A 7,564-nucleotide genomic window follows, 5' to 3' on the forward strand; every position below is an offset into this window, starting at 1 on the left:
AATCTTGTAATTAATATAGAATAAAACTATATTTCATTTTAATCTGTCAAAGATATGTTTAATTTTGTTGAAAAGTGTTTTTAATACTATGAATAATTTGAAGAAAGTAGCAGTGGTTATTCCAATTTATAGAGATTTTTTGGATGAATTCGAGAAAAAATCTTTAGAAAGTATTCTTCGTCATTTCAATGATTTTGAAATAATTTTTGCTGCTCCTGAAGGAATGACTATTTCAAGTTATTCTCCTTATTTAAATAGAATAAATCATTACAGTTTTATCTATTTTGGATCTGATTGTTTTAAATCAATCGATGCTTATAATCAATTATTATTAGACGAAAAATTTTACCAAGTATTTACTGCATTTGAATTTATTTTAATTTGCCAGCTAGATGTTTATGTTTTTAAAAATATTTTAATTGAATGGTGTAATAAAAATTATGATTATGTAGGAGCCCCATGGATTGGTAGTGAACGCAATTTTATAAATTTAACATTCGAAAAAATAAATGAAATAATTCGTTCTTTAAAGGGTAAAAAACTTAAAAATACCGAACGTCTTTTTAAAGTAGGGAATGGAGGTTTTTCTCTGAGAAAAGTGCAAAAATTTGTAGAAATTTCAAAAGAAGAATCCAAACAAATACATTTATTTTTAGATACAAAATCTGACTCAGATTATCATATAGAAGACGTATTTTGGTCGTTATATGTGCCTAAAAAATATCCAAACTTTAAAATTCCTAATTGGAAAGAAGCATTGGATTTCTGTATGGATAGAAAGCCTAAAAAGGCAATGAAATTGAATATAGGACGTTTACCAATGGCTTGTCATAGATTTAACCAACCAATACCTTATCAGTTTTGGAAAAAATTTATAGAATAGTTCCTAATTATAAATTCCTACAATACCTTTGCAAACAAATTTATAAAACAATTAATATGTCAGATATAAACGAAATTGTAGCGAAGCTAAAACAAGGAGAAACAATGCTTTATCCAACGGATACGATTCTTGGATTAGGTTGTGATGCGAAGAATGAAGCTGCAATCGAAAAGATTTATCAGATAAAAAATCGTCCTTCTTCAAAATCATTGATCATTTTGGTTGATTCGCCTAAAATGTTACAAGAAATTGTGGAGGTGCCTGAATTAGCGTGGGATTTGATTGATTTGAATGAAAAACCAATTACCATTATTTACGATAATCCAAAAGGTTTACCTCAGTCATTAATTGCAGAAGACAATACAATTGCTATTCGTTTGACAGAAGACTTGTTTTGTAAAAAAATAATCGGAAAATTAGGTGGGCCAATTGTGTCTACATCTGCTAATTTATCAGGTGAACCTTCGCCAAAAGTCTTTTCAGAAGTGAATCCAACAATTTTAGAACAGGTTGACTTTTATCCCGAAGAAACCAAAACCTTTGTGCCTCAGTTTACTGCGTCAACAATAATTAAATTAGGTCTAGATAACGAAGTAAAAGTTATTAGAGAGTAGTTTTTTATTTCAAAACTTATACTTTTGCAAAATGAAAATCTTAGAAGCCGTATCCAATCCTATTTTTAAAAATGTAGCAGAAGTTGCTGATGAAATTAATCAAGAAACTTATGTTGTAGGAGGATTTGTACGCGATTATTTGTTGAATCGTGGTCAAAAAAAAGACATCGATTTTGTTACCGTAGGAAACGGAATATTATTAGCCAAAGAGTTGGCCAAAGCATTAGGAAATACATCACCCGTTTCAGTTTTTAAACGATTTGGAACAGCAATGTTCAAATACAAAGAAATTGATTTAGAATTTGTAGGTGCGCGTAAAGAGAGTTATTCTGAAGATAGCCGTAAACCTCATGTGGAGGATGGTACATTAGAAGATGATCAAAAACGTCGTGATTTTACAATTAATACGCTGGCAATTTCAATGAACAAAGAAAACTTTGGCGAATTGATTGATCCCTTTAACGGAGTAGAAGATTTGAATAACAAAATCATCAAGACTCCATTAGAACCTAATATTACCTATTCTGATGACCCATTGCGTATGATGCGTGCAATTCGTTTTGCTGCACAGTTAGGGTTCGAAATAGAAAAAAAATCTTTTCAGGCAATAATTGATAATGCTGAACGTATTAGTATCGTGTCTTTTGAGCGTGTGATGGATGAGTTTCAGAAAATTATGATGACAGAGAAACCATCTGTTGGATTATTGTTATTGGAACAATCAGGTTTAATGCAACATATTTTACCAGAATTGGTTGCGTTAAAAGGAATTGAAGAAGTAGAAGGACAAAAACATAAAGATAATTTTTACCATACGTTAGAAGTGGTAGATAATATTTCTATACACACCGACAATGTCTGGTTGCGTTGGGCAGCTTTATTGCATGATATTGGAAAAGCAGTTACAAAACGTTTTGATAAGAATGTAGGTTGGACATTTCATTCACACGAATTTGTTGGCTCTAAAATGGTCCTAAAATTATTCAGACGATTAAAATTACCATTAGGACCACAAGTTAAATATGTTCAAAAATTGGTCATGATGAGCTCTCGACCAATTGCAGTTGTAACAGATGACGCAACAGATTCAGCATTGCGCAGATTATTGTTTGATGCAGGAGAAGATTTTGACGATTTAATAACGCTTTGCAAAGCAGACATTACAACAAAAAATGAACGTAAACAAAAACGTTTTAAACAAAATTTTGAAGTTGTAGAACAAAAAATTAAAGATGTTGAAGAACGCGATAGAGTTCGTAATTTTCAACCGCCAATTTCTGGAGAGCAAATCATGGAAATATTTAATATTCAGCCAGGAAAAGAAATTGGAATACTTAAAAATGCCATCAAAGAAGCAATCTTAGAAGGCGAAGTCGAAAATAATTATAATTCTGCCTTAGAATTTGTAATTAATATGGGAAAAGATTTAAATTTGGAACCGAAAAATATTTAGAAAGTGATATATAAAATTCGAGTATTCCTTGATTCAAAAGAGGATGTTTTTAGAGACATAGAAATTAAGGAGAAGCAAACATTATTTACATTGTACAAAGGGATCATAAGTGCCTTTAGTTTACAAGGTGAGGAGTTGGCATCATTCTATGAATTAGATGAAGATGGAAACCAAACAAAAGAAATTCCTTTAGAGGATATGTCTGATGATGGGACAGACGAAACAATGGCAGATTTCTATATCAAAGAAGCTTTTATTAATCAAGGTGATCGTATGGCTTTTGTATATGATTTTATGGAAATGTGGACATTTGTTGCAGAATTAATTTCAGTAGAAGAAAAACCAGCTGTACTTAATTACCCATTAACTGTTTACCGTTTTGGGTCAATGCCTCTTAAAGCGCCTAAAAAAGACATGTTAGTTGATTTAGATGACGAAGATGAGATTGATTTTGCAGAGGATGCTGAATTGAATGATTTACAAATCGACGATGATTTAGACGTAGACGATTTATAAAAAGTAATAAATCGACTTATATATCAAAAAATCTGAATGGAAACATTCAGATTTTTTTTTGTGCTATCTATCAAACGATTGCTGATTATTTTACTTCTTCAACCAACCATTTTTCCGTAACTTGCATCTACTCATAAAAGAAAAACTCTATGAAACAATTCTTGTTTTTACTATTAATTTTAACCAACTCGATGCTTATGGCTCAATCCCCAACGATTGATCAAAAGTGGAAAGAAATTGATCAACAAATGCAGAATGGTCAATTCAAATCTCTCCAACAAAAAATTGATGAATTAAAAACTTTATCAAAAAAGGGGAACAATCAACAAAGTTATTTGAAAGCCTTGTTTTACGAATCAAAAATTAAAGTTGCAACTTCTGATGAAAAAGACGATGTTAACTTCGTTTTTGATTTGTTTAAGAAAGAATTAAACGAAAAATCAAACGTTAATAATGCCATTACCAATTCGTATTTGGCCGATTTGTATCAATTGTATTTCAACGAAAACCGTTGGAAAATCAATAGTCGTACAACTATCGAAAATCAAGCAACAAATGATGTTAGATTTTGGACAGAAGAAACGTTCAATAAAACGATTAATAATTATTTTTCGAAATCAATTCAACCAAAAAATGAATTAATCAATGCAAAATCTCAAGAGTATAAAATGATTTTGAACCTTGCAGATGACAAGAAAAATGCACAAGAACAATTGGATTTAACGCCAACATTGTATGATATTTTAGTCAAAAAATACATCAATTATCTGAATCAAAATGATGAAAAAGACAAAGCAAATCAATTGCTTAATGATTTGGTTCAATTGAATACACAAAAAAATAACGAAAATGCAGTTTTGTACAATGAATTGATTTTAATTGATTCAAAACGTGGTTCGACTTCGGTTCAAGAAATTATTAAACAAAAAGAAATTTTAGCAACTAAATATCCAAAAGCGTGGTATTCATCTGATGTGTACGCAACTTTAGCGACAGATTATTATGGTTTGGAAGAAGATAAATTGGCGAATGTTAAAAAGATTTTTGATATTCAAGAAAAACTTGCAAAACAATATCCTAATTCTGAAGAAAAAAGAGTTGTTGACAATTTGGTTTCGAAGATAAAAGCGCAAGAATTAAATGTGTTAGCAGAGAAATATATCAACGATAATCAGAATACGCCCATTCAATTAACGCATAAAAATATAGACAAAGTTTATGTAAAAGTATTGGCTTATAATGCAGGTTTTGATGATAAACAAAAATCGCAAATATTAAATGTTTACAACGAAAATCGAATTACAGAAGCCCAGAATTTTCTAAATAGTCTAAAAGTTGTTGATCATTATACAATTGATGTCAAATCGTTTGAGGATTTTCAAAATCATTCGACAATTGTTAAATTAAATCCACTAAAATCTGGTTGTTATATTGTCCTTTTTTCGAATAATTCTGAATTCAAAATTAACACAAAAGATGACATCGACTATTTAGATATCATGGTTTCTAAATATGCGATTAATTCGTTGAATGATAAACTATCAGTTGTCAATCGCGAAACTGGAAAACCAGAAAGTACTATTTCTGTAGAGTTTTCTAATTTAACAAATTACAATAAAAAGGAATTCAAAACATTGGTTTCTGACAAAAATGGAATGATTCAAATTCCATCTGGTTGGAGAAATTTTCAGTATCGAGTAAAAGATGAGCATACCATTTATTCGACTTATTATTACGATTATGATCGTTATGATGAGGACGACGAAGATTTTTCAGTTCAAATTTTTACTGATCGCGCGATTTATCGTCCTGGGCAAACAGTTTATTTCAAAGGAATTTATTTTACGAACAAAGGAAAAGAACGCCAAGTTTTACCGAAGAAAAAAGTTACAATTTTCTTAGAAGATGTTAATGGGAAAGATATTACAGAAATAGAATTAACAACGAACGAATTTGGTTCTGTAAATGGAAATTTCGTTTTACCTGCCAATGGATTAACAGGAGATTTCAGAATTTATGCAGAAAATGATGATGTAGATGAACTTGGTTCTCATTCATTCAAGGTTGAAGAATATAAACGTCCAAAATTTAAAGTAGAAATTGAGAAAAATAAAGGTGTTTATAGTTTAAATGATCAAGTAAAAGTAGAAGGAAAAGCAATTGCTTTCTCGGGAGCAACTATCGATAATGCAAAAGTTTCGTACCGCGTTTATAGACAAGAAATTTTTACATTTTGGCCTTGGTATCGTTCAATTCCAGTTGGTCGTGGCGAACGCGAAGAAATGACATTTGGAGATACAACAACCGACACAGAAGGGAAATTTAACTTTGAGTTTGTAGCAAAACCAGCTTCGGAGAAAAAGAAAGATGAGGTAAGAACCTACAATTATTTTATCGAAGTTAATGCTACGGATATCAATGGAGAAACGCAATCAGAATCTTCTTCTGTTAAAGTTGGTGACACAAGAATGACTTTAACTATTGCTATTTCTGAGAAAACGAAAGCAGATGAATTAAATTCGTTCAACGTTGAAGTGAAGAATTTGAATGATGAAAAATTAGATGGTAAAGGACATATCGAAATTTATTCGTTAAACGCACCAAAAGAAATAGTTCGTCGTCAAAAATTTAGAACAGATTACAATTTTTATTCGAAAGAAGAATTCAAAAAAATCTTTCCGAATGAACCTTATGGTGACGAAATGAATCCAAAAACGTGGACAACGAATCAAAAGGTTTTTGAAAGTGATTTTGATACAAAAATTTCAGATGAAATTAAATTCAATCAAGCTTCAAATTTAGAAGAAGGTTATTATGTCATCAAAGGTTTTGTGATGGATGGAATACAAAAAGTTGAGGTGGATAAATTGATTTATGTTTCGAATGAAAAGAAAGTAAATGCAATTAAAACACTTTTAGCAGTTTCGCCAAATCAATCAACTTATGCTCCAAAAGATGTTGCAAAAATTGATTTCAAATCGGGTTCTAAAAATACATTTGTGTATTATGAAGTAGAAGCGAATCAAACAATTATTGAGAAAGGTTTCTTAGATTTAACTAAAAAATCAGTGGTCGAAATTCCGATTAAAGAAGAATATCGTGGCGGAATTTATGTGAATTATGCGATGACGAAATTCAATGATGTGCAAACAGGAAGTCTTAATTTGGCAGTTCCGTTTACCAATAAACAACTGAAAGTTTCGGCTGAAGTTTTACGTGATAAATTGGCGCCAGGCGCAATAGAAAAATGGCAGTTAAAAATTGAAGGTCCAAACAAAGATAAAGTTTCGGCTGAGGTTTTAGCAAGTATGTATGATGCTTCTTTGGATCAGTTTGCGTCAAATTCGTTAGATTTTAAGGTGTATGATTTTACAAATTCAAGAAAAAATAATCCATTTAATCTATTTCAATTTTATATAACAAATCCATCTCGACCAATTTATTACCGTACAAATTATGATTTTTATGCAAGAGGATATGCAGGTTTAGATCTTAATTTATTTGATTTTGGATTCAACCAATACCGTATGAATCGTATGATGATGAAATCTGTTGCACCAAATCAGCCTTCTACAATCACAGAAAGAGTTGAAGGAATTCAAATGGAACCTGCTGCTGATGTAAGTTTAGAAGGTTCTGTTGTAACAGCTTTAGGAATTACAAGAGAACAAAAATCTTTGGGATATGCATCTTCTGATTCAATTTCAATCAGAGGAATTTCATCTTCTGATAATCCAAACGCACTTTACGTTGTAGATGGAGTTGTTTATGATAAAGCTCCAGAGTTTAATCCAGATGATGTTCAATCAATCAATGTGTTGAAAGGTGAACAAGCAACAGCTTTGTATGGCGCAAGAGGAGCAAATGGAGTAGTGATAATTACAACGAAAAAAGGAGCAAATACAGCTTTAGACAATGTAAAAGCACGTACAGATCTAAATGAAACAGCTTTCTTTTATCCAAATCTAAAAACAGATGCAAAAGGAAATGTTATTATAGAATTTACAACGCCAGAAAGTTTAACAGAATGGAAGTTCATGGCGATTGCGTATACACCAGACCTTAAAACAGGTTATTTAGAGCAAAATGTTCGCACCC

5 protein-coding genes are annotated in these 7,564 nt (G+C 31.0%); all 5 read left to right on the top strand.

All coding sequences use genetic code 11. The annotated features are described in order from the left end of the window. Window positions 1-88 precede the first annotated feature (88 nt). Window positions 89-883: a DUF5672 family protein gene (locus tag Q0616_RS02180; RefSeq protein WP_298774690.1), complete on the top strand. Its 795-nt coding sequence runs from the start codon at window positions 89-91 to the stop codon at window positions 881-883. A gap of 65 nt (window positions 884-948) precedes the next feature. Then, window positions 949-1,497: an L-threonylcarbamoyladenylate synthase gene (locus Q0616_RS02185; RefSeq protein WP_171623341.1), complete on the top strand. Its 549-nt coding sequence runs from the start codon at window positions 949-951 to the stop codon at window positions 1,495-1,497. A gap of 31 nt (window positions 1,498-1,528) precedes the next feature. After that, entirely contained in the window at window positions 1,529-2,950 is a 1,422-nt protein-coding gene (locus Q0616_RS02190) for a CCA tRNA nucleotidyltransferase (protein WP_260542540.1), read from the top strand. A 3-nt stretch (window positions 2,951-2,953) separates the two neighbouring features. After that, window positions 2,954-3,466, top strand: a complete 513-nt coding sequence (locus Q0616_RS02195) for a hypothetical protein (RefSeq protein ID WP_171623319.1) — start codon at window positions 2,954-2,956, stop codon at window positions 3,464-3,466. A 197-nt stretch (window positions 3,467-3,663) separates the two neighbouring features. Further along, on the top strand, window positions 3,664-7,564 hold a 3,901-nt coding region (locus Q0616_RS02200), incomplete at its 3' end, for an MG2 domain-containing protein (RefSeq protein WP_298774693.1).

The sequence above is a fragment of the uncultured Empedobacter sp. genome, from assembly GCF_937930195.1.
Taxonomy (GTDB): domain Bacteria; phylum Bacteroidota; class Bacteroidia; order Flavobacteriales; family Weeksellaceae; genus Empedobacter; species Empedobacter stercoris.

Bases quoted from the DNA above. Each gene is read 5' to 3' on its own strand.
- Q0616_RS02180 (WP_298774690.1), top strand. From the start codon at position 89: ATGAATAATTTGAAGAAAGTAGCAGTGGTTATTCCAATTTATAGAGAT.
- Q0616_RS02190 (WP_260542540.1), top strand. From the start codon at position 1,529: ATGAAAATCTTAGAAGCCGTATCCAATCCTATTTTTAAAAATGTAGCA.